The 22,595-nt window shown below is 68.6% G+C and carries 24 protein-coding genes; 15 read left to right on the plus strand and 9 right to left on the minus strand.

Going from position 1 to position 22,595, the window contains the following annotated elements:
- The first annotated feature begins 83 nt into the window (after window positions 1-83).
- The 5 genes from LE197_RS07780 to LE197_RS07800 all read left to right on the plus strand — a co-directional run bounded on the left by LE197_RS07780 (window position 84) and on the right by LE197_RS07800 (window position 4,843).
- Window positions 84-1,040, plus strand: a complete 957-nt coding sequence (locus LE197_RS07780) for an AraC family transcriptional regulator (protein ID WP_031692878.1) — start codon at window positions 84-86, stop codon at window positions 1,038-1,040.
- Between the two features lie 116 nt (window positions 1,041-1,156).
- A complete protein-coding gene (benA, locus tag LE197_RS07785; protein ID WP_003139108.1) occupies window positions 1,157-2,524 on the plus strand; it encodes a benzoate 1,2-dioxygenase large subunit in 1,368 nt (455 codons plus the stop codon).
- Window positions 2,521-3,009, plus strand: coding sequence for a benzoate 1,2-dioxygenase small subunit (gene benB, locus LE197_RS07790; protein WP_003120077.1), 489 nt, complete (start codon window positions 2,521-2,523; stop codon window positions 3,007-3,009). Before benA ends, benB begins: the two co-directional genes overlap by 4 nt.
- A gap of 33 nt (window positions 3,010-3,042) precedes the next feature.
- Complete coding sequence (gene benC, locus LE197_RS07795; RefSeq protein WP_023106578.1) at window positions 3,043-4,056, plus strand: benzoate 1,2-dioxygenase electron transfer component BenC; 1,014 nt, start codon at window positions 3,043-3,045, stop codon at window positions 4,054-4,056.
- A 25-nt stretch (window positions 4,057-4,081) separates the two neighbouring features.
- Window positions 4,082-4,843, plus strand: a complete 762-nt coding sequence (locus LE197_RS07800) for a 1,6-dihydroxycyclohexa-2,4-diene-1-carboxylate dehydrogenase (protein WP_031692879.1) — start codon at window positions 4,082-4,084, stop codon at window positions 4,841-4,843.
- Between the two features lie 5 nt (window positions 4,844-4,848).
- On the opposite strand, the gene antC is transcribed toward LE197_RS07800, so the two are convergent.
- The 3 genes from antC to antA are packed head-to-tail and all read right to left on the minus strand — an operon-like array spanning window position 4,849 to window position 7,772.
- The gene (gene antC, locus LE197_RS07805; protein WP_023125870.1) at window positions 4,849-5,871 is read right to left on the minus strand and encodes an anthranilate 1,2-dioxygenase electron transfer component AntC; all 1,023 of its coding nucleotides are present in this window, start codon (window positions 5,869-5,871) and stop codon (window positions 4,849-4,851) included.
- 18 nt (window positions 5,872-5,889) lie between these two features.
- Entirely contained in the window at window positions 5,890-6,381 is a 492-nt protein-coding gene (gene antB / locus LE197_RS07810) for an anthranilate 1,2-dioxygenase small subunit (RefSeq protein ID WP_003131295.1), read from the minus strand.
- Window positions 6,378-7,772 carry an anthranilate 1,2-dioxygenase large subunit gene (gene antA / locus LE197_RS07815; RefSeq protein ID WP_031692880.1) on the minus strand — a complete coding sequence of 465 codons (1,395 nt, stop codon included), beginning with the start codon at window positions 7,770-7,772 and terminating at the stop codon, window positions 6,378-6,380. The genes antB and antA overlap by 4 nt, the downstream gene beginning before the upstream one ends.
- A gap of 316 nt (window positions 7,773-8,088) precedes the next feature.
- Here antA and LE197_RS07820 point away from each other — a divergent pair, with 316 nt between their 5' ends.
- On the plus strand, window positions 8,089-9,090 hold the full coding sequence (locus tag LE197_RS07820; protein ID WP_003089872.1) for an AraC family transcriptional regulator: 1,002 nt from the start codon (window positions 8,089-8,091) through the stop codon (window positions 9,088-9,090).
- Between the two features lie 8 nt (window positions 9,091-9,098).
- Here LE197_RS07820 and LE197_RS07825 read toward each other — a convergent pair whose 3' ends face one another.
- On the minus strand, window positions 9,099-9,971 hold the full coding sequence (locus tag LE197_RS07825) for a LysR family transcriptional regulator (protein ID WP_031692881.1): 873 nt from the start codon (window positions 9,969-9,971) through the stop codon (window positions 9,099-9,101).
- A gap of 161 nt (window positions 9,972-10,132) precedes the next feature.
- Between LE197_RS07825 and LE197_RS07830 the strand changes: the two genes are divergently transcribed.
- The 3 genes from LE197_RS07830 to catA are packed head-to-tail and all read left to right on the plus strand — an operon-like array spanning window position 10,133 to window position 12,553.
- Complete coding sequence (locus tag LE197_RS07830) at window positions 10,133-11,254, plus strand: muconate cycloisomerase family protein (protein WP_003120080.1); 1,122 nt, start codon at window positions 10,133-10,135, stop codon at window positions 11,252-11,254.
- Between the two features lie 31 nt (window positions 11,255-11,285).
- On the plus strand, window positions 11,286-11,576 hold the full coding sequence (gene catC, locus LE197_RS07835; protein WP_003089864.1) for a muconolactone Delta-isomerase: 291 nt from the start codon (window positions 11,286-11,288) through the stop codon (window positions 11,574-11,576).
- Window positions 11,577-11,620: 44 nt separating this feature from the next.
- Window positions 11,621-12,553 carry a catechol 1,2-dioxygenase gene (catA, locus tag LE197_RS07840; protein ID WP_009314156.1) on the plus strand — a complete coding sequence of 311 codons (933 nt, stop codon included), beginning with the start codon at window positions 11,621-11,623 and terminating at the stop codon, window positions 12,551-12,553.
- A 157-nt stretch (window positions 12,554-12,710) separates the two neighbouring features.
- Here the strand turns inward: catA and LE197_RS07845 are convergent, their stop codons facing one another.
- Window positions 12,711-12,929, minus strand: a complete 219-nt coding sequence (locus LE197_RS07845) for a hypothetical protein (RefSeq protein ID WP_003089862.1) — start codon at window positions 12,927-12,929, stop codon at window positions 12,711-12,713.
- A gap of 362 nt (window positions 12,930-13,291) precedes the next feature.
- Here LE197_RS07845 and LE197_RS07850 point away from each other — a divergent pair, with 362 nt between their 5' ends.
- Together LE197_RS07850 and LE197_RS07855 are read left to right on the plus strand one after the other, a co-directional pair.
- The gene (locus LE197_RS07850; protein WP_003109544.1) at window positions 13,292-14,638 is read left to right on the plus strand and encodes an OprD family porin; all 1,347 of its coding nucleotides are present in this window, start codon (window positions 13,292-13,294) and stop codon (window positions 14,636-14,638) included.
- Window positions 14,639-14,889: 251 nt separating this feature from the next.
- Window positions 14,890-15,507 (plus strand): DUF2185 domain-containing protein, encoded by a 618-nt coding sequence (locus LE197_RS07855; protein WP_003089860.1) that lies wholly within the window; start codon window positions 14,890-14,892, stop codon window positions 15,505-15,507.
- 3 nt (window positions 15,508-15,510) lie between these two features.
- Here the strand turns inward: LE197_RS07855 and LE197_RS07860 are convergent, their stop codons facing one another.
- Window positions 15,511-16,764, minus strand: coding sequence for an SMI1/KNR4 family protein (locus LE197_RS07860; protein ID WP_023082401.1), 1,254 nt, complete (start codon window positions 16,762-16,764; stop codon window positions 15,511-15,513).
- A 117-nt stretch (window positions 16,765-16,881) separates the two neighbouring features.
- Here LE197_RS07860 and LE197_RS07865 point away from each other — a divergent pair, with 117 nt between their 5' ends.
- Both LE197_RS07865 and LE197_RS07870 read left to right on the plus strand, forming a co-directional pair.
- A complete protein-coding gene (locus tag LE197_RS07865; protein WP_031692882.1) occupies window positions 16,882-18,222 on the plus strand; it encodes a leucine-rich repeat-containing protein kinase family protein in 1,341 nt (446 codons plus the stop codon).
- A 103-nt stretch (window positions 18,223-18,325) separates the two neighbouring features.
- Window positions 18,326-18,493 carry a hypothetical protein gene (locus LE197_RS07870; protein WP_003089849.1) on the plus strand — a complete coding sequence of 56 codons (168 nt, stop codon included), beginning with the start codon at window positions 18,326-18,328 and terminating at the stop codon, window positions 18,491-18,493.
- 43 nt (window positions 18,494-18,536) lie between these two features.
- On the opposite strand, the gene LE197_RS07875 is transcribed toward LE197_RS07870, so the two are convergent.
- From LE197_RS07875 to LE197_RS07885, 3 genes are read right to left on the minus strand one after another with little or no spacing between them, the layout of a single operon-like run.
- Window positions 18,537-19,763, minus strand: coding sequence for a CynX/NimT family MFS transporter (locus tag LE197_RS07875; protein WP_031692883.1), 1,227 nt, complete (start codon window positions 19,761-19,763; stop codon window positions 18,537-18,539).
- Window positions 19,760-20,215, minus strand: coding sequence for a nucleoside deaminase (locus tag LE197_RS07880; protein ID WP_003109548.1), 456 nt, complete (start codon window positions 20,213-20,215; stop codon window positions 19,760-19,762). The genes LE197_RS07875 and LE197_RS07880 overlap by 4 nt, the downstream gene beginning before the upstream one ends.
- A 17-nt stretch (window positions 20,216-20,232) precedes the next feature.
- Complete coding sequence (locus LE197_RS07885; RefSeq protein ID WP_003109549.1) at window positions 20,233-20,865, minus strand: ankyrin repeat domain-containing protein; 633 nt, start codon at window positions 20,863-20,865, stop codon at window positions 20,233-20,235.
- 127 nt (window positions 20,866-20,992) lie between these two features.
- On the opposite strand from LE197_RS07885, the gene LE197_RS07890 reads away from it, so the two are divergent.
- Both LE197_RS07890 and LE197_RS07895 read left to right on the plus strand, forming a co-directional pair.
- On the plus strand, window positions 20,993-21,871 hold the full coding sequence (locus tag LE197_RS07890) for a LysR substrate-binding domain-containing protein (RefSeq protein ID WP_003089840.1): 879 nt from the start codon (window positions 20,993-20,995) through the stop codon (window positions 21,869-21,871).
- Between the two features lie 58 nt (window positions 21,872-21,929).
- Window positions 21,930-22,445 carry a DinB family protein gene (locus LE197_RS07895; RefSeq protein ID WP_031692884.1) on the plus strand — a complete coding sequence of 172 codons (516 nt, stop codon included), beginning with the start codon at window positions 21,930-21,932 and terminating at the stop codon, window positions 22,443-22,445.
- The last annotated feature ends 150 nt before the right edge of the window (window positions 22,446-22,595 follow it).

A 22,595-nucleotide genomic window follows, 5' to 3' on the forward strand; every position in this document is an offset into this window, starting at 1 on the left:
CGTAGTGTGGGTGGACGTTCCGCGCCCGGCGCTTGGCGCCGCGCGACGATAACAACAACGATAGCAGCCTGAGTGTCCTGCCCATGAATGCCTCCTTGCTCAGCGAGCGCAGCCGGGTGTTCGAACGTGCCGACCCCTATGCGGTGTCCGGCTACGTCAACCGGCACGTCGGTACGCACTGCATACGCCTGCCGGCCGCCGGCAGGCCGCAAGCCAGCCTCGACCACCGCACCTTCGCCAGCCTCGACCTGTGCCGGATCAGCTACGGCGCGGCGGTACGGGTCACCTCGCCGGCGCTGGAAAGCATCTTCCACCTGCAGATCCTCCTGCGCGGCCACTGCCTGTGGCGCGGCGGCGGGCAGGAACACGCCCTGGCGCCGGGCGAGCTGTTGCTGATCAACCCGGACGACCCGGTCGACCTGACCTATTCGGCGGACTGCGAGAAATTCATCGTCAAGCTGCCCTGCGCGCTGCTCGAAGCGATCTGCGCCGAGCAGCGCTGGAGCCATCCGGCACGCGGCGTGCGCTTCCTCGAACATCGCTATCGCCTGGACCAACTGGAAGGCTTCGTCGGCCTGCTCGCCCTGGTCTGCCGCGAGGCCGAGTCCGGCGAGCGGCTGGCGCGGGTCGACAGCCACTTCGAGCAGATCCTCGGCAGCAAGCTGCTGACCCTGCTGAAGACCAACGTCAGCCGCGAGGACCCCGGCGATGCGCAGGTCGTCTTCGCCCGCCTCGATGCCTACATCCGCCGCCATCTGCAGAGCGAGATCGAGGTCGCGGCGCTGGCCGAGCAGGCGCACATGAGCACTCGCTCGCTGTACGCGCTGTTCGAGCGCCTGCTTGGCGAGAGCCCTCGGCAATACATTCGCCGGCTGCGCCTGGAGCGCATCCGCGCCTGCCTGGAAGACCCCGGCTGCCGGGTACGCAACCTCACCGAACTGGCCCTGGACTTCGGTTTCGCCCACCTCGGCCGCTTCGCCGAGCAATATCGCCGGCAGTTCGGCGAGCTGCCTTCGGAAACCCTGCGCCGGCGCGCCTAGCGCCGACCGCCACGGCGTGCAGGAATCGGCCAGCGATCCGCAGGCAACGGATATCCCCAGCAGCACGCGCTACCTAACCTGACCGGGCCTGAACAATAACAACGGAGGCCCCGGCCATGTCCCTGGGTAGCGATTACTTGCGTTCTCTGCTCGAGGAAGACCCCGAGCGCGGCGTCTACCGCTGCAAGCGGGAGATGTTCACCGACCCACGCCTGTTCGAACTGGAGATGAAGCACATCTTCGAGGGCAATTGGGTCTATCTCGCCCACGAAAGCCAGGTTGCCGGAATCAACGACTACCTGACCACCCAGATCGGCCGCCAGTCGATCGTCATCGCGCGCAACCGCGACGGCCAGCTCAACGCCTTCATCAACGCCTGCAGCCACCGTGGCGCGATGCTCTGCCGGCACAAGAGCGGCAATCGCAGCAGCTATACCTGTCCGTTCCACGGCTGGACCTTCAACAACTCCGGCAAGCTGCTCAAGGTCAAGGACCCGGCCGAGGCCGGCTACCCGCAGGGCTTCAACTGCGAGGGCTCGCACGACCTGACCCGGGTGGCGCGCTTCGAGTCCTACCGTGGCTTCCTGTTCGGCAGCCTCAACCCCGATGTCAGGCCGCTGGCCGAGCACCTGGGCGAGTCGGCGAAGATCATCGACATGATCGTCGACCAGTCGCCGGAAGGCCTCGAAGTGCTGCGCGGCTCTTCCAGCTATGTCTACGAAGGCAACTGGAAGCTTACCGCCGAGAACGGCGCCGACGGCTACCACGTCAGTTCGGTGCACTGGAACTACGCGGCGACCCAGAGCCAGCGCCAGCAGCGCGACGCCGCGGACCAGCTGCGGACCATGAGCGCCGCCGGCTGGGCCCGGCAGGGCGGCGGCTTCTACTCGTTCGAGCATGGCCACATGCTGCTCTGGAGTCGCTGGGCCAACCCCGAGGACCGGCCGGCCTTCGAGCGCCGCGCCGAGCTTGCCCGCGACTTCGGCGAGGCCCGCGCCGACTGGATGATCGAGAACTCGCGCAACCTCTGCCTGTACCCCAACGTGTACCTGATGGACCAGTTCAGCTCGCAGATCCGCATCGCCCGGCCGCTGTCGGTGGACCGCACGGAAATCACCATCTACTGCATCGCGCCGAAAGGCGAGAGCGCCGAGGCGCGCGCCCGGCGCATCCGCCAGTACGAGGATTTCTTCAACGTCAGCGGCATGGCCACCCCGGACGACCTGGAGGAGTTCCGTTCCTGCCAACAGGGCTACCAGGGCAGCGTGGTCGGCTGGAACGACCTGTCGCGCGGCGCCGAACACTGGATAGAGGGCGCCGACGCGGCGGCCGCGGCCATCGACCTGCGGCCGCGCCTGAGCGGCGTGCGCACCGAGGACGAAGGGCTGTTCGTATTGCAGCATCGCTACTGGCAGGAGGCGCTGCTCGCCGCCCTGGAGCGCGAACGGACGCAGCGCGTGGCGCTGCGGGAGGTGGCGTCATGAGCCTGGGCTACGACGCCCTGCGCGATTTCCTCTACCGCGAGGCGCGCTATCTCGACGACAAGGATTGGGACGCCTGGCTGGCGTTGTACGCCGCGGACGCCAGTTTCTGGATGCCGTCCTGGGACGACCGCGACCAGCTCACCGAGGACCCGCAGCGGGAAATCTCGCTGATCTGGTACGGCAACCGCGGCGGCCTGGAGGACCGGGTATTCCGCATCCGCACCGAGCGCTCCAGCGCGACCCTGCCGGACACCCGCACCTCGCACAACCTGAGCAACATCGAACTGCTCGGCGAGGACGACGGCATCTGCCGCGCGCGCTGCAACTGGCACACCCTGAGCTATCGCTACAAGACCGTGGACAGCTACTTCGGCACCACCTTCTACGACCTCGACGTACGCGGCGAGAGTCCGCTGATCAAGGCCAAGAAAGTGATCCTGAAGAACGACTACGTTCGCCAGCTGATCGACGTCTACCACGTCTGACGCCCGCGCCGGCGGGCTGTCGAGGGACATGCCATGAACCATCGGATCGCACTCAACTTCGAAGACGGGGTGACCCGCTTCATCCATGCCGCGCCCGGCGAGACCGTGGCCGACGCGGCCTACCGCCAGGGCATCAACATCCCCCTGGACTGCCGCGACGGCGCCTGCGGCACCTGCAAGTGCCTGGCCGAGGCCGGGCGCTATGCGCTGGGCCAGGACTACATCGACGATGCCCTCAGCGCCGAGGAAGCCGCCCGCGGCTACGTGCTGACCTGCCAGATGCGCGCCGAAAGCGACTGCGTGCTGCGCGTGCCGGCGTCCTCGACCCTGTGCAGGACCGGCCAGGCGCGCTACGAGGCGCGCATCAGCGAAGTCCGGCAACTCTCGCCGAGCACCATCGGCCTGTCGCTGCGCGGCGAGGCGCTGGCCAGCCTGGCGTTCCTGCCCGGGCAGTACGTCAACCTCCAGGTGCCCGGCAGCGAGCAGCGCCGCGCCTACTCCTTCAGCTCGCTGGCGAAGGACGGCGAGGTCAGCTTCCTGATCCGCAACGTCCCCGGCGGGCTGATGAGCGGCTTCCTCAGTGGCACGGCCAGGGCCGGCGACAGCCTGGCGATGGACGGCCCGCTGGGCAGTTTCTACCTGCGCGAGATTCGCCGGCCATTGCTGATGCTGGCCGGTGGCACCGGCCTGGCGCCGTTCACCGCGATGCTCGAACGGATCGCCGAGCAGGGCAGCGCGCACCCGCTGCACCTGGTCTACGGGGTGACCCACGACGTCGACCTGGTCGGGCTCGAGCGCCTGGAGGCGTTCGCCGAACGGATTCCCGGCTTCACCTGGAGCGCCTGCGTGGCCAGCGCCGACAGCGACTATCCGCGCAAGGGCTACGTGACCGAGCACATCGCCGCGCAGCACCTGCACGAGGGCGACGTCGACATCTACCTGTGCGGGCCGCCGCCGATGGTCGAGGCGGTCGAGCGCTACCTGCGCGAGCAGGGCGTGCGCCCGGCGAATTTCTACTACGAAAAGTTCGCCGCCAGCGCGGCCTGAACCCGAGCGAGCCAAGGAGATTCCCATGAACGACAGATTCCGCGACAAGGTCGCCCTGGTCAGCGGCGCCGCCCAGGGCATCGGCCTGGGCGTGGCCCGGCGCCTGCTGGAGGAAGGCGCGCGGGTGGTGGCGGTGGACCGCTCCGAGCTGGTCCACGAACTGGCCGGTGACGCCTGCCTGTGCCTGACCGCCGACCTGGAGCGCTATGCCGAATGCCAGCGGGTACTGGAGCGGACCCTGGAGCGTTTCGGCCGGCTGGACATCCTGGTCAACAACGTCGGCGGCACCCTCTGGGCGAAGCCCTACCAGCACTACGCCGAGGACGAGATCGAGGCCGAGCTGCGGCGTTCGCTGCTGCCCACCTTGTGGTGTTGCCGCGCGGCGCTGCCGGCGATGCTGGCGCAGGGCAGCGGGGCGATCGTCAACGTCTCGTCGGTCGCCACCCGCGGGGTCAACCGGGTGCCCTATGGCGCCGCCAAGGGCGGGGTGAACGCGCTGACCGCCTGCCTGGCGTTCGAGACCGCCGACCAGGGCATCCGCGTCAACGCGGTGGCGCCGGGCGGCACCGACGCGCCGCCGCGAAGGATTCCGCGCAACGCCGCAGCGCAGAGCGAGGAGGAGCGGCGCTGGTATCGACAGATCGTCGAGCAGACCCTCGACAGCAGCCTGATGAAACGCTACGGCAGCATCGACGAGCAGGTCGCGGCGATCCTCTTCCTCGCCTCCGACGAGGCGTCCTACATCACCGGCGTGACCCTGCCGGTAGCTGGCGGCGACCTCGGCTGAGCGCTTCAGTCGCCGCTTTCGGTGAACTTCTCCAGGTACAGCCGCAGATGTTCCAGGGAGCGCTCGCGCAGCCACTGGCGGACCGCCTCGACCATCGGCGGCGGCCCGCACAGGTAGAGGTCGAAAGCTTCGTCGCGCAAGCGGGCGGCGTCGAAATGCTCGTGCAGGTAGCCGCGCCGGCCGTCCCAGTCGGCGTCCGCCTCGCTGAGCACCGGGACGAAGCGGAAGCCGGGAAGCCGCTCGGCGTAGCCGGCGATCCGCTGCAATTCGCAGAGATCGGCGGCGCGGCGTACTCCATAGTAGAGATGCACCGGCCACTCGCAGCCGCGCTCGGCCAGTTCGTCGAGCATGCCGAGGAACGCCGACAGGCCGGTGCCGCCGGCCACCAGCAGCAACGGACGCTCCACCTGGCGCAGGTAGAAGGTGCCCAGCGGCGCCTCGAAGCGGATCTCGTCGCCGACCCGGCACCCTTGGCGCAGGTAGTCGCTCATGGCGCCGCCCGGGAGCAGGCGGATGAGGAACTGCAGGTGGTTCTGCGGATTCGGCCGGTTGGCGAAGGAGTAGGCGCGCCGGCAGTCGCTGCCGGGTACTTGCAGGCGCGCGTACTGGCCGGGCAGGAAGTCCAGCTGGCGGCCCGCGGCGCCGGCGTCGAGGCGGAGCAGCGCGGTGTCCTCGGAGAGCAGGCGCAGTTCGCGCACCACGCCACTGTGCGCCTGGGCCGCGGCGGCATGGCAGAGAGTCGAGGCGAAGTCGAAGTAGAAGGCCGCGTCGGAGCGCACCCGGGTCTGGCAGGCGAGCACCTTGCGCTGCTCCAGGTCGGCGGCGGAGAGGGTGTCCTCGTCGGCGTAGTCCAGGCTGTAGCTGCCCGCCTCGCAGCGGCCCATGCAGGTGCCGCAGACCCCTTCGCGGCAGTCCAGCGGCAGGTTGATGCCGTGGCGCAGGGCGGCGTCGAGGAGCAGGTCGTCGTGGCCGACGGGCAGGAACAGGGTCTTGCCGTCGGCGAAGCTGAGGGCGACTTTGTGATTCATCGTGACGGGGCCCGCCGTTCAGAGGTGGTAGAAGTCGAGGACCGAGTCGATCCGGTCGTTGAGCAGGACGATGTGCTTGCGCGCGATCAGCCAGGCCTCGCCATGGGGTTTCAGGCGGTAGGTGGCATGGCCGAAGAAGCTGCCGGTCTGGTCCAGGCGCTGGAACAGGGTCTGCCAGTTGACCCGCACTCGCAGCAGGCCTTCGCCTTCCTCGGCGATGCGCACGTTGCCGATCTGGTGCAGGGTGCGCGGCATCGGCACGGTGGACGCGGCCTTGCCGGTGCGGATACGGAACACCCGGTCTTCCAGGCCGGCACGGCTGGGGTAGTAGATCAGCGACATCTCGCGCTTCGGATCGCGGGTGTAGCGGTGCTCGGACTCCCACTGCGGCAGGTGGAACTCGCACTGTTCGTCGAACTGCGCGAGGTAGCCGTCCCAGTCCTGGGCATCGCAGAGTTCGGCGTGGCGGTAGAGGAACTGTTCGACGCGGTACTGCAGTCCGGCGTTCATGGGGTCACCTCCTTCGCGCACAGGGCCAGGCGCTCCAGGCCGTCGAGGAGGAAGCGCCGCCAATGCGCGTGCTGGTTGACGTAGAGGCCTTCGTGGGTGATTTCGGTGCCGGTCAGCAGCGGCGCGATACCCAGCGCCTGGCTGTTCGGCGTCGCGCCTTCGAGCCACTTGCCGTGGCCGCGGGAGATGTCGCTCCAGCGCTCCAGGCGGGCCTGGAAGCCACGCTGGGCTTCGCGGAACTCCACCAGGTCGTCGGGCGTGCCCATCCCGGAGACGTTGAAGAAGTCCTCGAACTGGCGGATCCGGTTCTCCCGGTCGGCGTCCGACTCGCCCTTGACGCCGATGCACTGGCTGACGATCTCGGTACGGTTCCAGGCCAGCGGGCGGACGATGCGCAGCTGCGAGCTGATCTGGTCGATGACGAACAGGCTGGGGTAGAGATTGAGATTGCGCAGGCGATGCATCATCCACTCGGCGCGGGCCTGGCCGTATTCCGCCACCAGCCGCGGCATCACGTTGGCGTAGCCGGGGCGTACGGCGGGGTTGGGCATCTCGCTGAAGAGCACGCTGTGGCCGTTGGCGAAGGAGAACCAGCCGTCGTCGGTGGCCGCGTCGCCGGCGCCGAGCTTGCTGTAGTCAAGGGTGGCGGCCGCGCCGCCGCGCTCGGCCTCGACCTGCTGGCGGTGCTGCACGGTGGCTACGTAGTTGTAGTGCACGGTACTGACGTGATAGCCGTCCAGGCCATTCTCGTTCTGCAGCTTCCAGTTGCCTTCGTAGGTGTAGGTGGAGGTGCCGGGCAGCACTTCCAGCTCGCCGCTGGGAGACTGCGCCACCAGCATGTCGAGGAACACCCGGGCGTCGCCGAGGAAGTCCACCAGGTCGTCCTCGCCGGCGACGTCCAGGCTGACGAAGACGAAGCCCCTGTAGCTCTGGATGCGCGCTTTCTTCAGGCCGCGGGTGGCCTTGTCGAAGCCTTCCGGGTATTCGCCTGGCGCCTTGACCTTCACCAGCCGGCCGTCGTTCTTGTAGCACCAGGCATGGAACGGACAGGTGAAGGTCGACTGGTTGCCCTTGCCGACCCGCACCAGGGTCGCGCCGCGATGCTGGCAGGCGTTGACCAGCGCGTGCAACTGGCCGTTGCCGTCGCGGGTGACGATCAGCGGCTGGCGTCCGGCGCGCAGGGTGACGAAGTCGTGGGGCCTGGCCAGTTCGCTCTCGTGACAGGCGTAGATCCAGTTCTTCTCGAAGATCAGCTCCATCTCCAGATCGAACAGCTCCGGTTCGGTGAACATGTCCCGGGCGATGCGGAAGATGCCTTCCTCGGGACGGAAGTCGAGGCAGCCGCCGACATAGTCGCGCCACTGTTCGAGGCTTCTGCGGGTAGCGTTCATGCGTTCTCACCCTTGTGCGTTGTCGTTATGGGTGACCCATTCAACGGCCGCGAGCGGGGGCGGGCTATCCGCTTAGTCGACGATGCGCATCCCGAAAATGCGTGGCCGCCGAGAAGCGGCCGGGGGCCTCGCGGAGGGCTCGTTCCGGGTTCGAGCGGCGCTTGCGGCGGACGCTTTGTCCGGAAAGTCGGCGAACGCTATCCGGATAGTGGAGGATGCGGGGAGCCGGCCTTGCGCCGGCATATGCCTTGCATTTTGCTGAAAACAGAGCGCCAGCAGAGCGCACCCCCAGCCTTGCCGTGTCGAGTGCCGAACCATGATGAGGAGCCATCCCGTCGCCGATCGTGGCGATCTCCATGCCGACCACCTGGACCTGGCCGCCGCCCGTTCCTGGATGTCGAAGGTCTGCGGGCCGCACCGGCTCGAAGCGGCGAGCCCGGGACTGGTGCAGTTCCAGCACCACGGCAACGTGCTGAAGTCGATGTGCACCACCCTCGGCTACATCGGCTACGGTACCGACGTCACCATCACCGTCGAGGATGCCGCGGCGTTCAACGCCTACAGCCTGAGCCTGCCGCTCAGCGGCGAGCAGGAGCTGTGCCGGGGCGGGCTGCGCCTGCTCTCCGACGTCCGCCGCGGGGTGATCATCGCGCCCAACGAGCGCCAGGAGCTGAGCATCGCCGGGGACTGCCGCAAGCTGCAGGTGGTGATCGGCCGCACGGCGATGCGCAAGGTCCTGGAGGAGATGTTGCAGCGGCCGATCGATACGCCCTTGCGCTTCGATCCGGAAATGGATGCCCTGGACGGCGCCTCCGCGTCCTGGTGGCGCACCGTGCGGCACATCAGCGAGGAGATGGCGCGCAGCGAACTCTACGCCCAGGCGTTTTTCAGCAGCGACCTGGAGCGCGCGCTGATCAAGGGACTGATCCTGGCCCAGCCGAACAACTACAGCGAGGCCCTGCAGCAGGGCCTTGGCGGGCGCCCGCCGCACTACCTGCTGCGTGCCCGCGAGTTTCTCCAGGCCAACGCCCGCGAGACCCTGAGCCTGGAGGACGTGGAACGCGCCGCCGGAGTCTCGCGGTTCAAGCTGTTCGAGGGCTTCCGTCGCTACTTCGGGGTGTCGCCGATGAGCTACCTGAAGCACTACCGGCTCGCCGCGGTGCGCGAGGAGATCCTCGCCAGCGGCGGCGCCCGCAGCATCTCGACGATCGCCCTGGGCTGGGGCTTCAGCCACCTCGGACGCTTCTCCGTGGACTACCGCAAGCGCTTCGAGGAAACCCCGAGCATGACCCAGCGCCGCGCCGCGCGGCGCTCCTGAGAGGGCACTCAGGCGTCCTCGCGGCCGATCAGCGCCAGGCAGCGCCGCAGGTGCGGGGAGCCGTCGCCCTGGCGCCGGCTGACGATGATCGGCGAGGTCAGGGAGGCGTCGGCCAGGACCTGGTAGGCGACGTCGTCGCGGTGCTGCAACTGCACCGAGGCCGGCACCAGGGTCGCGCCGAGTCCGGCGGCGACCAGGCCGATGGCGGTCTGCATTTCGTTGGCCCATTGCGTCACGCGCAGGCTCAGGCCGTGGGTGGCGAACAGCGCCAGCACATGGTCGGCGTAGCTCGGTCGCGGCTGGCCGGGGTAGAGCACGAACGGCTCGCGCGACAGGCGCTCCAGGCTCAGCGGCTGGCCAAGCAACGGGTGCCCGGCGGGCAGGGCGGCGACCAGCGGCTCTTCGCTGAGCACGCTCTGGCGGATCGCCGGGTCGTCGATGCGGATGCGTCCGAAACCGATGTCGATGCGCCCGCTCTTCAGCGCCTCGACCTGTTGCAGGGTGGTCATCTCCAGCAGGCCCAGCTCCAGCTCCGGGTCGCCGCGCAGGTGGCGGATCAGCTCCGGCAGCACGCCATACAGCGCCGAGGGCACGAAGCCGATGCCGAACCACTGGCGCTGGCCCTGGCCGATCCGCCGGGTGCTGTCGCAGATGCTCTCCAGTTGGTCCAGGAGCGTCGCGCTCTGTTCGTGGAAGAAGCGCCCGGCTTCGGTCAGGCGCAGCGGCCGGCCGCGCTCCAGCAGGGCCACCCCGAGCATTTCCTCGAGTTGCTGGATCTGCCGGCTCAGCGGTGGCTGGGCGATGTGCAGTTGCTCGGCGGCGCGGGTGAAGTTGAGGGTCCGGGCCAGCGCCTGGAAGTAGCGCAGGTGACGAAGCTCCATGATACCTCCAGGGTATGGTTAGAGAGGAAGATGATATTGGACCCCAGTGAAGAAGGCGATGGATGCTTGGCCGAAACGACGGCGAAACCTGCTCGGTATCGAGCGAGCCTTGAGCGGCGAACCGTCGAAAACCCGACCGCAACCCTGGTGGACCCCCGAGAATGAGCCAAGCCGTGATCCAAAGCCTCGAGTCGATCATCGTCGACCTGCCGACCATCCGCCCGCACAAGCTGGCCATGCACACCATGAACCGGCAGACCCTGGTGATCCTCCGCCTGCGTTGCAGCGACGGCATCGAGGGCCTTGGCGAAGCCACCACCATCGGTGGCCTGGCCTACGGCAGCGAGAGCCCGGAGAGCATCAAGAGCAATCTCGACGCACATTTCGCCCCGTTGCTGCTGGGCCAGCCGGCGGACAACGTGAATGCCGCGATGCAGCGCCTGGACCGGCACATCAGGGGCAACACCTTCGCCCGCTCGGCGGTCGAGACCGCCTTGCTCGACGCCCATGGCAAGCGCCTCGGCCTGGCCGTCAGCGAACTGCTCGGCGGACGCCTGCACGACAGCCTGGAGGTGGCCTGGACCCTGGCCAGCGGCGACACCGGCCGCGACATCGAGGAAGCCGAGCGGATGCTCGACCTGCGCCGCCACCGGCACTTCAAGCTGAAGATCGGCGCCGGTGAGGTGGATGCCGACGTGGCCCACGCGATCGCCATCAAGCGCGCCCTCGGCGAGCGCGCCAGCGTGCGGGTGGACGTCAACCAGGCCTGGGACGAAGGCGTTGCCCAGCGTGCCTGCGCGACGCTCGGCGACAACGGCATCGCCCTGATCGAACAGCCCATCGCCCGCCACAACCGCGTCGGCCTGGCGCGCCTGAGCAGCCGCGGCGGCGCGCCGATCATGGCCGACGAGGCCATCGAGAGCGTCGAGGATGCCTTCCACCTGGCTCGCGAGGGCGCCGCCCCGGTGTTCGCCCTGAAGATCGCCAAGAACGGCGGACCGCGCGCGGTGCTGCGTAGCGCGGCGATCGCCGAAGCGGCCGGGATCGGCCTGTACGGCGGGACCATGCTCGAGGGCGGCATCGGCACCCTGGCCGCCGCCCACGCCTTCGTCACCCTCGACCGCCTGGCCTGGCACAGCGAACTGTTCGGCCCGTTGCTGCTGACCGAGGACATCCTCCTTGAGTCGCCGCGCTACCAGGATTTCCACTTGCACGTGCCGCGTGCGCCGGGTCTCGGCCTGGCGCTCGACGAAGAGCGCCTGGCGCGCTTCCGCCGGCGCTGAAGCCATTCCGCAGACAGAGGAGAAACGACCGATGCTGTTCCACGTGAAGATGACCGTGAAGTTGCCCGTCGACATGGACCCGCAACAGGCCGAGCGGCTCAAGGCCGAGGAGAAGGAAATGGCCCAGCGCCTCCAGCGCGAGGGCAGCTGGCGGCACCTCTGGCGGATCGCCGGGCACTACGCCAACTACAGCCTGTTCGACCTGCCCAGCGTCGAGGCGCTGCACGACACCCTGACCCGGCTGCCGCTGTTTCCCTACATGGACATCGAGATCGACGGGCTTTGCCGGCATCCCTCGTCGATCCATGCCGACGACCGCTGAGATTCCCTTCCCACGCCCGACAACAACAAGCAGAGGCAAACGCCATGACCGTGAAGATTTCCCAGACTGCCGACGTCCAGCGCTTCTTCGAAGAGGCCAGCGGCCAGCTCAACGAACGCGGCGATCCGCGCACCAAGGCCCTGGTGCGGCGCATCCTCGACGACACGGCGAAGTTGATCGAAGAGATGCAGGTCACGCCCGACGAATTCTGGAAAGCGGTGGACTACCTGAACCGCCTGGGCAGCCGCCAGGAGGCCGGCCTGCTGGCCGCCGGGCTGGGCCTGGAGCATTACCTGGACCTGCTGCTCGACGCCCAGGACGCCGAGGCCGGCCTCACCGGCGGCACGCCGCGCACCATCGAAGGGCCGCTCTACGTCGCCGGCGCGCCGCTGAGCGACGGCGAGGCACGGATGGACGACGGCCGCGACCCCGGCACCGTGATGTTCCTCCAGGGCCGCGTCAGCGGTCCCGACGGCCAGCCGCTGGCCGGGGCCATCGTCGATGTCTGGCACGCCAATACCCAAGGCACCTATTCCTACTTCGACAGCAGCCAGTCCGAATACAACCTGCGCCGGCGCATCCGCACCGACGCCGACGGCCGCTACCGTGCGCGCAGCATCGTGCCGTCCGGCTACGGCTGCCCGAGCGACGGCCCGACCCAGGAACTGCTCGACCGCCTCGGCCGCCACGGCCAGCGGCCGGCGCACATCCACTTCTTCGTCTCGGCGCCCGGCCATCGCCACCTGACCACCCAGATCAACCTGGCGGGCGACCGCTACCTGTGGGACGACTTCGCCTACGCCACCCGCGATGGGCTGATCGGCGACCTGCGCTTCAACGACGATCCCGCCGCGGCCCGCGACCGCGGCGTGGAGGGCGGACGCTTCGCCGAACTGGATTTCGACTTCCAGCTCCAGGCCAGCCCGGCGCCCGCCGCCGAGCGCCGCAGCCAGCGGCCGCGGGCATTGCAGGAGTAAGGCGGGAAACGGGGAGGGCGGCTGGTCGCTGGCGACCATGCCGCCTTCTTCCGCCAGGCGCGACGGCGGATAAAAAAAGGCGCCATGACTGGCGCCTCAGGACTTGTCCAAAGGAGCAACCCAAAAAGGACAAGTGTATTGCTCGGTGAATGGCTGCTCAGCCGTTGCCGTTCTTGCGCTCGGCGCATTTGCTGCGGTCGGTCTTCTGCGCTTGCGCTTCCAGTTGTTGCTTCTGCAGGCGCTTTTCGCGCAGTTCTTTCTGCGCGGCGCGGAATTCGGCGTTGTACTGCCAGGAGCGTTCGCTGCCGTCCTGGGCCTGGGCAGTGGCCGCGCCGGTCGCCAGCAGGGCGGCCAGCAGCATCGGGATGATCTTCATGGCAAACCTCTCGGGTTGGCTCGTCGCCGGGGCGAGGTATTCGTCCCGTTTGAGCAAAGAGTAAGAGCGGACGGATTACCCGAGGGTGAGTGGAAAATTACGTTTCCGATAACTTCGGCGATGCTCCGTTGCATGGCGGAGGAGTCTGCGCGAAGCGCATTAAGTGCGAGTTAAGATTGCGGAAAAGTAATCCCCGCCTCATGTCTGCGTCATTTCCCCGGTTCCAGAATCAGCCCCACGGTCAATGCCGGTTGCGGCAGGACTGCGCGGGGGCGCGATCGACCAGAAGTTCACGCACAGCCAGCGCCGCAAGGCATGGCCGCAGAAGAAAAACAGACATGAACCGATCTGGAGCAATCGCCATGCAAGGGGATGGAAAGAAACGACTGTGGACGCTTCCACTGCTGCTGGGCGCCGGACTGATGGCCTCGGCCGTCGCCGAGGAGAACGCCGAGCGGAGCAAGGAAGGTTTCATCGAGGGCAGCGAGGTCAACCTGCTGCTGCGCAACTTCTACTTCAACCGCGACTTCCGCAAGGGCCAATCGAGCCCGGCGGGCGGCGGCTATACCGAGGAATGGGTGCAGGGCTTCATGGCCAACTTCTCCTCGGGCTTCACCCAGGGCACACTGGGCGTCGGCATCGACGCCTTCGCCCAGCTCGGCGTGCGCCTGGACAGCGGCGGCGGGCGTTCCGGCGCCGGCGGTAGCGTCGACCTGCTGCCCTATGACGACCAGGGGCGGCCGCAGGACGACTATTCGCGAGCCGGCGGCGCGGTCAAGCTGCGCTGGTACGGCACCGTGCTGCGGGTCGGCGACGTGTTCCCGGAAACCCCAGTGATCCAGTACGGCAACAGCCGGCTGTTCCCCTCCAGCTTCCGCGGCTTCACCCTGGTCAACGACAGCCTGGCGAAGGGCCTGACCCTGCAGGCCGGCAAGCTGAACTCGATGACCCAGCCGAACAGCACCAGCGGCAGCGACGACTTCTACAGCTTCTACACCGGCCGGCGCATCGACTCGCCGTGGGTCGCCTACGCCGGCGGCGACTACCAGGCCACCGAGCACTGGAGTGTCAGCCTCTACGGCAGCCGCCAGAAGGACGCCTGGGACCAGTACTACGCCGGCACCAGCTTCAACTATCCGCTGGACGACAAGCTGTCCCTGCTCGGCGGCGCCAACTACTACAAGGTCAAGGACCAGGGCAGGCAGGTGATGGGCGAACTCGACAACGACATCTGGAGCGTGCGCGGCGGCTTCGCCTACGGTCCGCACCAGGTGCTGCTGTCGTACCAGCGCAACAACGGCGACGACGACTTCGACTACCTGCGCCAGACCGACTCCATCTACCTGGACAACTCGATCCAGTACAGCGACTTCAACTCGCCCAAGGAACGCTCGCTGATGCTCCGCTACGACCTCGACATGGCCGCCTTCGGCGTGCCGGGGCTGAGCTTCATGACCCGCTATGGCAAGGGCTGGGACGCCGATTATTCGAATGCCAACAGCGTCTACATGCGCACCGACGCCAACGGCAACCCGCTGACCAACCAGGGCCGCTGGGAACGCGACGTGGAGGTCAAGTACGTGGTGCAGGGCGGCGCGGCCAAGGACCTGGCGTTCCGCGTGCGCCAGGCCACCGTGCGCTCCGACAGCTTCGAGTCGGACCTCGACGAAGTCCGCCTGATCGTCGAATACCCGCTGCAAGTCCTCTGAAGGCGCGCCGCCGCCCCGTCCGGGGCGGCGCTCTGCGACAGCCCGTTGCTGGCGGCTGCGCGGCGGCGCTGCTACTTTCCTCTGGGTAGGCGGGCCGAAGGGCGGTTCCTGGCCGGGCATGGCTTCGACCTGCCGGTGGGCGCCGCGACCCGAACCTCGGCCACGCCATTCCACCCATGCCGCCCGGGCACCGGCGTGCCCGTGGCAGCCCAGGCTACGGGCGCCGCGTAGCCAGCCAAGCGGGAGTCGACATGGCCTCGTGGACCTTGGTGGACGCCAGCGCGATCGCTGTCCGCCATCCCTACACCTTCTACAAACCGGACGCGGAGACCATCGACCGGGTCGCCGCCGGGGAAAGCGTCAAGCTGATCTTCGCCTTCGATACCGACAACCCCGATGCGCCGCGCGCCGAGCGGCTCTGGGTGACGGTCGAGGGCATCGAGGCGGATGGCGCCTTCAGCGGCCGCCTGGACAACTATCCGCAATACATCCGCGACCTGTCGCTGGGCGAGCGCATCGTCTTCGAGGCGCGGCACATCATCAACACCGAGCACGACCCGCGGGAAACGCCGATCTCGCGCTATGCCCGGCGCTGCTTCGTGACGCGCCGGGTGATAGACGAGGGGAAGGCGGTCGGCTACCTCTACCGCGAGGCGCCGGAAGAGGAAAACGACAGCGGCTGGCGGCTGATGGCCGGCGACGAGTCGGACGACTACATGAATACCGCCGGGACCACCGCCTACGTCAGCCTGGGCTCGGTGCTGAACGCCGACGACAGCATTCTGCCGCTGCTCGACGCGCCGCCGGGACGGGCGTTCGAGCGGCTGGCCGACGGTTCCTTCATCGAGGTGCAGGGGCCGGAGGGTTGAGCCTCAGCCAGGCAGCTCGGCGAGGAAGCGCTCCAGGCGCTCGGCCAGGGCCAGGTAGTCGTCGGGACTGCGGTTGCTGCCCATCTTTCCCGACCTGACCCGCCTGGCGTCGCTGCGCTCGCGCTCGGCGCGGCTGGCGAGGGCCAGACGCAGGGCGCTGGCCCTCGCCGGCGACTCCTCCAGCAGCGGTCGCGCCATGATCCGCGCGGCGTCGGCGTCGCCGTATTGCAGGGCGAGGAGCACCGTATTCGGGTCGGAGATCGCGCCGAGCCGCAACAGGCGTTCGGCCAGGACCGCATCGAGGTGCGCGGCGCCGATCTGCAGGCTGTCCTGGTGCACCGCGACGCCCTGGTCGAGCAGCCATCCGGCGGCCTCCAGGCGCCCGCGGGCGAGGCAGGCCTCCAGCACGCCGCCGCGTCCGCGCAAGGTCTCGGCGAAGTCGCAGCCGGCATCGCGCAGGCGTTGCAGCAGGTCGATGTCGCCGTCTTGCGCAGCTTCGGCCAGGGCCAGTTGACGCAGCCTTGGCTCGGCGGCCAGGCTGCCGTCGGCGAGGGCCGGCCGCCAGTCGAGGATGCGCTGGCGCAGCAGGACTTCCAGGCGGCCCTTCAGCGCCTTGCCGGGCTCCCCGGCGGCCTCCAGGGCGTCCAGCGCTTCCAGTAGCTCGTCGGCCACGCCGCAGGCGTTCTCGGCATCGAACGGATCCTGTTCGAAGGACAGCAGGCGGAACAGCCCGCCGACATCGTCGGCCAGGCGCGTCACCGAATCCTGGTGCAGGCGTCCGGCCCAGGCCGGCGGCAGGCCGTGGCTCCAGGCGATTACCGCGCCATGCTCGGGGCCGGGTTCGACGCAGACGTAGAGCCGCTCCAGGTATTCGAAGCCACCGAACGGCAGGTAGGCCAGCTTGCCGTTCCAGTCGCGGCCTTCTTCTGCCGCGGCTTCCGCCGCCAGCTCGCGCTCGTGTTCGATCCAGCCCCAGAGGTCGTGGTAGCCGTCGCTGTCCGGATAGAACAGTTCGCTGAAAGAGAACGGGTGGCGGTGGCCGTCGTAGTCGACTTCCAGGTCATAGCCGAGGCGCCCGCCGAAACAGGTGCGCCAGAGGCGCAGCAGGTCTTCTGGAATCGGTCCGGCCAGGCCTTCGGCAAGACGCTGGACATGTTCGGCGGACACCGGCGGCTGGGCGTCGTATACCACGCAGCCGTCGAACACGGCCAGGCGATGGGCCAGCAGGAGTTGGCGTTCGGCGGGGGAGAGTTCCATTCTCTGTGGTCCTGTCGATTCGGGGCGGCCACTCTAGCACGGCGAGGGTGCGCGTTCCGCAACGCCTTGGCTATCATGCGCGGCTTTCCATCCGCCCTGGCCGGAGTCCGTCGAACCATGCACACCTTGCAGCAACTGCGCAGCGGCGAACTGGCTGGCGCCACGCGCCTGGACCTGTCCTGCGGCCTGCGCGAGTTCCCCCGGGAAATCTTCGAACTGGCCGACTCCCTGGAGGTGCTCAACCTCAGCGGCAACGCCCTGGACAGCCTGCCGGACGACCTCGGGCGGCTGCATCGTCTCAAGGTGCTGTTCTGTTCCGCCAACGACTTCGCCGAATTGCCGGCGGCGGTGGGCGACTGTCCGGCGCTGAGCATGGTCGGCTTCAAGTCTAACCGCATCGAGTGGGTGCCGGCCGCGGCCCTGCCGCCAGCGCTGCGCTGGCTGATCCTCACCGACAACCGCATCGCCACGCTGCCCGAGGAACTGGGTCGCCGGCCGTTGCAGAAGCTGATGTTGGCCGGCAACCGCCTGGAGGCCTTGCCCGAGAGCATGGCCGCTTGCGAAGGCCTGGAACTGCTGCGGATCGCCGCCAACCGTTTCCAGCGCCTGCCGGCCTGGCTGGCGACGCTGCCGCGCCTGACCTGGCTGGCCTACGCCGGCAACCCGTTGTGCCGTCTGCCGGCGCTGGCCGACAGCGGTATCGCCGCGCTGGACTGGAGCGAGCTGAGCCTGGACGGTTTGATCGGCGAAGGAGCCTCCGGGGTCATCCATCGCGCCGGCTGGCGCCAGCCGGACGGCTCGACGCGCACGGTGGCGCTGAAGCTGTTCAAGGGCGAAGTGACCAGCGATGGCACCCCTGCCAGCGAGATGGCCGCCTGCCTGGCGGCGGGGCGCCATGCGCAATTGATCGAGGTGCTCGGCCGGCTCGCCGGGCATCCGCAAGGGCGCGACGGGCTGGTGCTGGAGCTGCTCGACGGCGCCTATCGCAACCTGGCGGGGCCGCCGAGCCTGGAGTCCTGTACCCGCGACGTCTATCCGTCGGGACTGCGCTTCGAGCTGGCCACGGCGCTGCGCCTGGCGGCCTCGCTCGCCGGGTTGATGGACCATCTGCATGGACGCGGCATCAGCCATGGCGACTTCTATGCGCATAACATCCTCTGGCGCGAGGATGGCGCCTGCCTGCTCGGCGATTTCGGCGCCGCGTCCTTCCTCCCGGACGACGCCGTGCTTGCCGGCGCCCTGCGGCGCCTGGAAGTGCGTGCCTTCGCCTGCCTGCTGGAGGAGTTGCTCGAGCGCAGTGAGGCGCTGCCGGGGCAGGCCTCGCTACGTGCGGCGCTGGTCGAGTTGCAGCGACGTTGCGCGCTGCCACGGGTGAGCGAGCGGCCGGACTTCGGCGAGATCCAGGCGATCTTGCGCGACCTTGCCGCTCGCAGCCAGGCGTTTCCTCAAGTTCGATGAATTTGCCCGAGATTGACCGCAGGCTGATAAATATCAACGCAGTTCTAGCGGGCTTGGAGCTAGACTGACAAGTATGTCAGGAACGCGGCCAACGAGGGTAAACATGGATTCCTACGGCGTCACTTTCGCAATCATCGTGCTGGGCATGCTCTTCATCGGCACGGGTTTCACCAAGCGCGACACGCCGTTCGGCCTGTTCCTCATGTGGGTCGGGGTGATCTGCATGCTGGCCATCATCAGCTACCGCATCTATATCGCCACCCATTACTGAAGCGCCACCCGCGCCCGCAATGGCGGGCGCGGAGGTCCGCCGCTCAGTCGCGCGTCTCGCCCATGGCCCGGGCATAGCCGGACGGGGCGAAGCGCAGGGTCACCAGCAACATCGCCACCACGCTCGCCGCGAGCAGCAGCCAGGAGGCCTGGAAGCTGCCGGTGGTGTCGCGCAGCCAGCCGGTCAGGTAGGGCACGATGCCGGTGATGATGAAGCCGATGCCTTGCACGAAGGCCGCCAGGCTTCCCGCCGCACGCGGCTCGTGGAGGTGGTCGAGGGTCAGGGTCAGGCTGAGGGCGAAGCACGCGCCCAGGCCGTAGCCGATCAGCGCCACCCACAGCGCCGCGTGCTGCAGCGGCATCGACAGCAGGCCGCAGAAGCCGCCGAGCTGGACCAGTAGCGCGGCCAGCAGCCAGGGCCGGCGGTCGAGGCGGCGACGAATCAGCAGCGGCACGCTGAGCGCGGCGAGCACCTGGAAGATGGTCATGATCCCGACCAGCCCGCCGCTGTCCTGGGCGCTCCAGCCGAGCTGGCGGTAGTACACCGGCAACCAGGCCACCATGCTGGTGTAGCCGCCGTTGATCAACCCGAAATACACCGCTAGCAGCCAGCCACGGCGATTGCCGAAGAAGTGCCGGACCGGCCCCTCGCCAGCGCTCGGCAGCACCTCCCTTGGCCGCGCGAACATCCACAGCAGCAGCGCCAGCAGGGCCGGTACGGCCCAGGCGCCGAGGCCGGCCTGCCAGTTGGAGAAGTGTTCGGCGATCCGCGGGCTGAGCACCGCCGCGGTTCCGCCGCCGGCCATCAGCGAGGCCGAGTAGAGGCCCATCGCCGCCGGGACCCGCCTCGGGAACCAGCGCTTGACCACGCCCGGTACCAGCGCCTGGATGATCGCTACGCCGCTGCCGGCCAGCGCGGCGCTGGCGATCAGCGCCAGCCCGCTATCCAGTTCCAGGCGCCAGAGGCAGGCCGCGGCGATGGCCAGCAGTCCGCAGACGATGCCGCGGTGTTCGGCCAGCCAGCGCCCGAGCCAGGGCAGGAACAGCGCCACCAGGCCCATGCAGAGCACCGGCAACACCGTCAGCAGCGACGCGCCCTGGAAGCCGAGACCGGTGCCGGCGGTGATTTCCTCGAGCAGCGGGCCGATGCCGGTGAGGATCGGTCGCAGGTTGATGCCGAGGCAGAAGATCACCAGCAGGCCGACCCAACTGACCTCCGCCGCGCCGACGCCGGCGGCGGCCTGGCCGCCGGAAGGGATTCGCGCGCTCATGCCTGGCGTTGCCGCCATTGCCGATACAGACCCTCTTCGCCGGCAGGACGCAGGGCGCGTAGCGGCAGGCTCTGCCGCTGTGGCGGGCGCGCCATCTCGGCGTAGAGCGTGGCCGTGGACAGGCCGAACGCTTCGCCGTCCTCGTTGGAATAGGCGAACCAGGCCGCCTGGATGCCGCAGAGATGCATGGCGGCCAGGCACATCGGGCAGGGATGGCCGCTGGCGTAGATCACACAACCGTCCAGACGCGGGCTGCCGAGCGCCTGGCTGGCCTGGCGGATCGCCTGCAGCTCGGCGTGGGCGCTGGGGTCGTGGGTCTCGTGGATCTGGTTGACGCCGCGGGCCAGGACCCGCCCGTCGCGCACCAGCACGGCGCCGAACGGGCGGCCGCCGGCCTCGACGTTGGCGCGAGCGAGGGCGATGGCCTCGCGCATGAAGGTTTCATCGGACATGTCTTTCTCCTTCGCTTTCATTGGGCGCCGGCGGCCAGCAGCAGCCGCTCGATCCCGCCCTGGCCGCGCTGGCGGGCGTGGGCCAGCGGGCTGACGCCGTCGGCATCGGCCAGGTTGACGTCGGCGCCGGCGTCGATCAGCAGGCGCACGATCTCCTGGTGGCGCGGACCGCCGTCGCTGAGCAGGATTGCCTCGAGCAGCCCGGTCCAGCCGAGCTTGTTGACATGGTTGGGATCGACCCCGGCTTGCAGCAGCGTCTTCACCACTTCCACATGGCCGCGTTCGCAGGCCGGGATCAGCGCGGTGCCGCCATAGCGGTTGGTACTCTTCAGGTCGGCGCCGTGGAGCAGGGTCAGGCGCAGGATTTCCAGGCGGCCCTCGGCGCCGGCCAGCAGATACGGGCTGTCGAGCCGGCTGTTCTGCCGGTTGACGTCGGCGCCGGCCTCGATCAACTGGCGCGCCACCGCCAGGTGGTCGTTGGCGGTGGCCAGCAGCAGCGGGGTGCTGCCGTCGGCGCTGGGCGCGTCGACCTCGACCTTGCGTTCGAGCAGGCTGGCGACCTGCGCGGTATCGCCGCGACGCGCGGCTTCGAGCAATGCTCCGGCGTCGCTCGCGCCGGCGCCTCCGCTGAATGCTGCGCAGACCAGCATGGCTCCGCTCCTGCATAGATTGGCCAGGGACATGTCGATGGGCTCCGATAGGCGTTGGCGAAAAGTATGGCGTCGATGTCATGTATGCTGAAATTAAATGATGGAATGCCTTTCAGTGGGAGTGTGCATGCTCGATCTGGTCCTGCTCCGTACCTTCGTCAGCGTTGTCGATACCGGCAACTTCACCCGCGCCGGCGAACACCTGCACCTGACCCAGTCCACCGTCAGCCAGCAGGTCATCCGCCTCGAACAGAACCTCGGTTGCCGCCTGCTCGACCGCAGCCAGCGGCAGGTTTTGCCGACCGAGGAAGGCGAGCGCCTGCTTGGCTACGCGCGGCGCCTGCTGCGGCTCTCGGACGAGGCCAGCGAGGCCCTCAGCCCGGCCCATGGCGACGGCGTGCTGCGCCTCGGCGTGCCGGAAGACCTCGCCGGCGAAGTGCTGATGCCGGTGCTGACGCGCTTCACCGAAGAGCGTCCGCGACTGCGCCTGGAGGTCGAGAGCGGTCTCAGCCATCACCTGCTGCGCCTCTACCGCAGCGGCGAGCTGGACCTGCTGCTGGTCAAGCAGTGGGGGGCCGACAGCGACTGCCATGCGCGCTGGGCCGAGCCGCTGGGCTGGTTCGGCAGCGCCGCGCGGCCGTTCGGCGAGGGTTCGCCGGAGGAGCCGGTGCCGTTGGTGGTGTTCCCGGTCGGCGCGCTGTATCGCCAGGAGATGATCCATGCCCTGGAGAGCATCGGGCGTCGCTGGCGCATCGGCTATTCCAGCGCCAGCCTGGCCAGCCTGGTGGCCGCGGTCGGCGCCGGACTGGGGGTCAGCCTGCTGCCGCTGGGCTGCGTCGGGCCCGAGCATCGCCTGCTTGGCGCGCAGGCCGGCTTCCCGCCCATCGCTGGCCTGGAGCTGGCGCTCTACGCGCGGCCCGAGCTGGACAGCGCCGGGCGCACCCTCCGCGACCGCCTGCGCGACCTCTGCGATGCACGCCTGGAAGGGTTGCAGGGCGAGCGCTGAGCGCTGCCTCCGGGCTATGATCCGGCTCCCTCAGCGAATGGACACGGAAGCCCGCCAGATGTCCCGACCCACCCTGCAAGTCGACCTGCTGGTCGAGTCCTTCAACTACAAGGCCTGGTCCGACCGCCGCACCCTCGATGCCATCGCCCGGATCGACGCCGAGGCGTTCCCGGCCTCGCTGGCCTTCGCCTTGCAACAGCTCAATCACATGGCGATCGTCGAGGAACTGTTCAGGGCGCGCCTGCTGGGCGAGCCGGCGCCCCACCAACAGACCAACAGCGAGGTGGTGCCTGGCTACGACGTCCTGCGTCACCGGCTGGAGGATTCGGCCGCCTGGTTCGCCGGCTATGTCGCCGAGCTGCCGCTGGAGCGTCGCGGCGAATGGCTGCGCTTCCGCTTCGCCGATGGCCGCGACGGCGGCATGACGCGCCAGGAGATCCTCTTCCATATCGTCAACCATGGCACCTACCATCGCGGCGCCATCGGTCATGCCCTCGACCTGGCGGGCGCGCCCCGGCCGGCGGATACCTACACCCTGTATATCCACTCCGCGCAGCCGGAGCGGCGGGAATAGCCCGCGGCAATGGCCGCCGAGCCTCTACGCCATCGCCGAGAAACGACGTGGGGCTCGAACGAGCGTCCGCCCCGCGCGGCGCATAAAAAAGCCCCGCGACCAGGAGCTGCAATCGCGGGGCTGGAGTGGCCGATTTCCATCGGCCGGGGA

This window comes from Pseudomonas sp. PS1(2021), from assembly GCF_020405165.1.
Classification (GTDB): Bacteria; Pseudomonadota; Gammaproteobacteria; order Pseudomonadales; family Pseudomonadaceae; genus Pseudomonas; species Pseudomonas aeruginosa.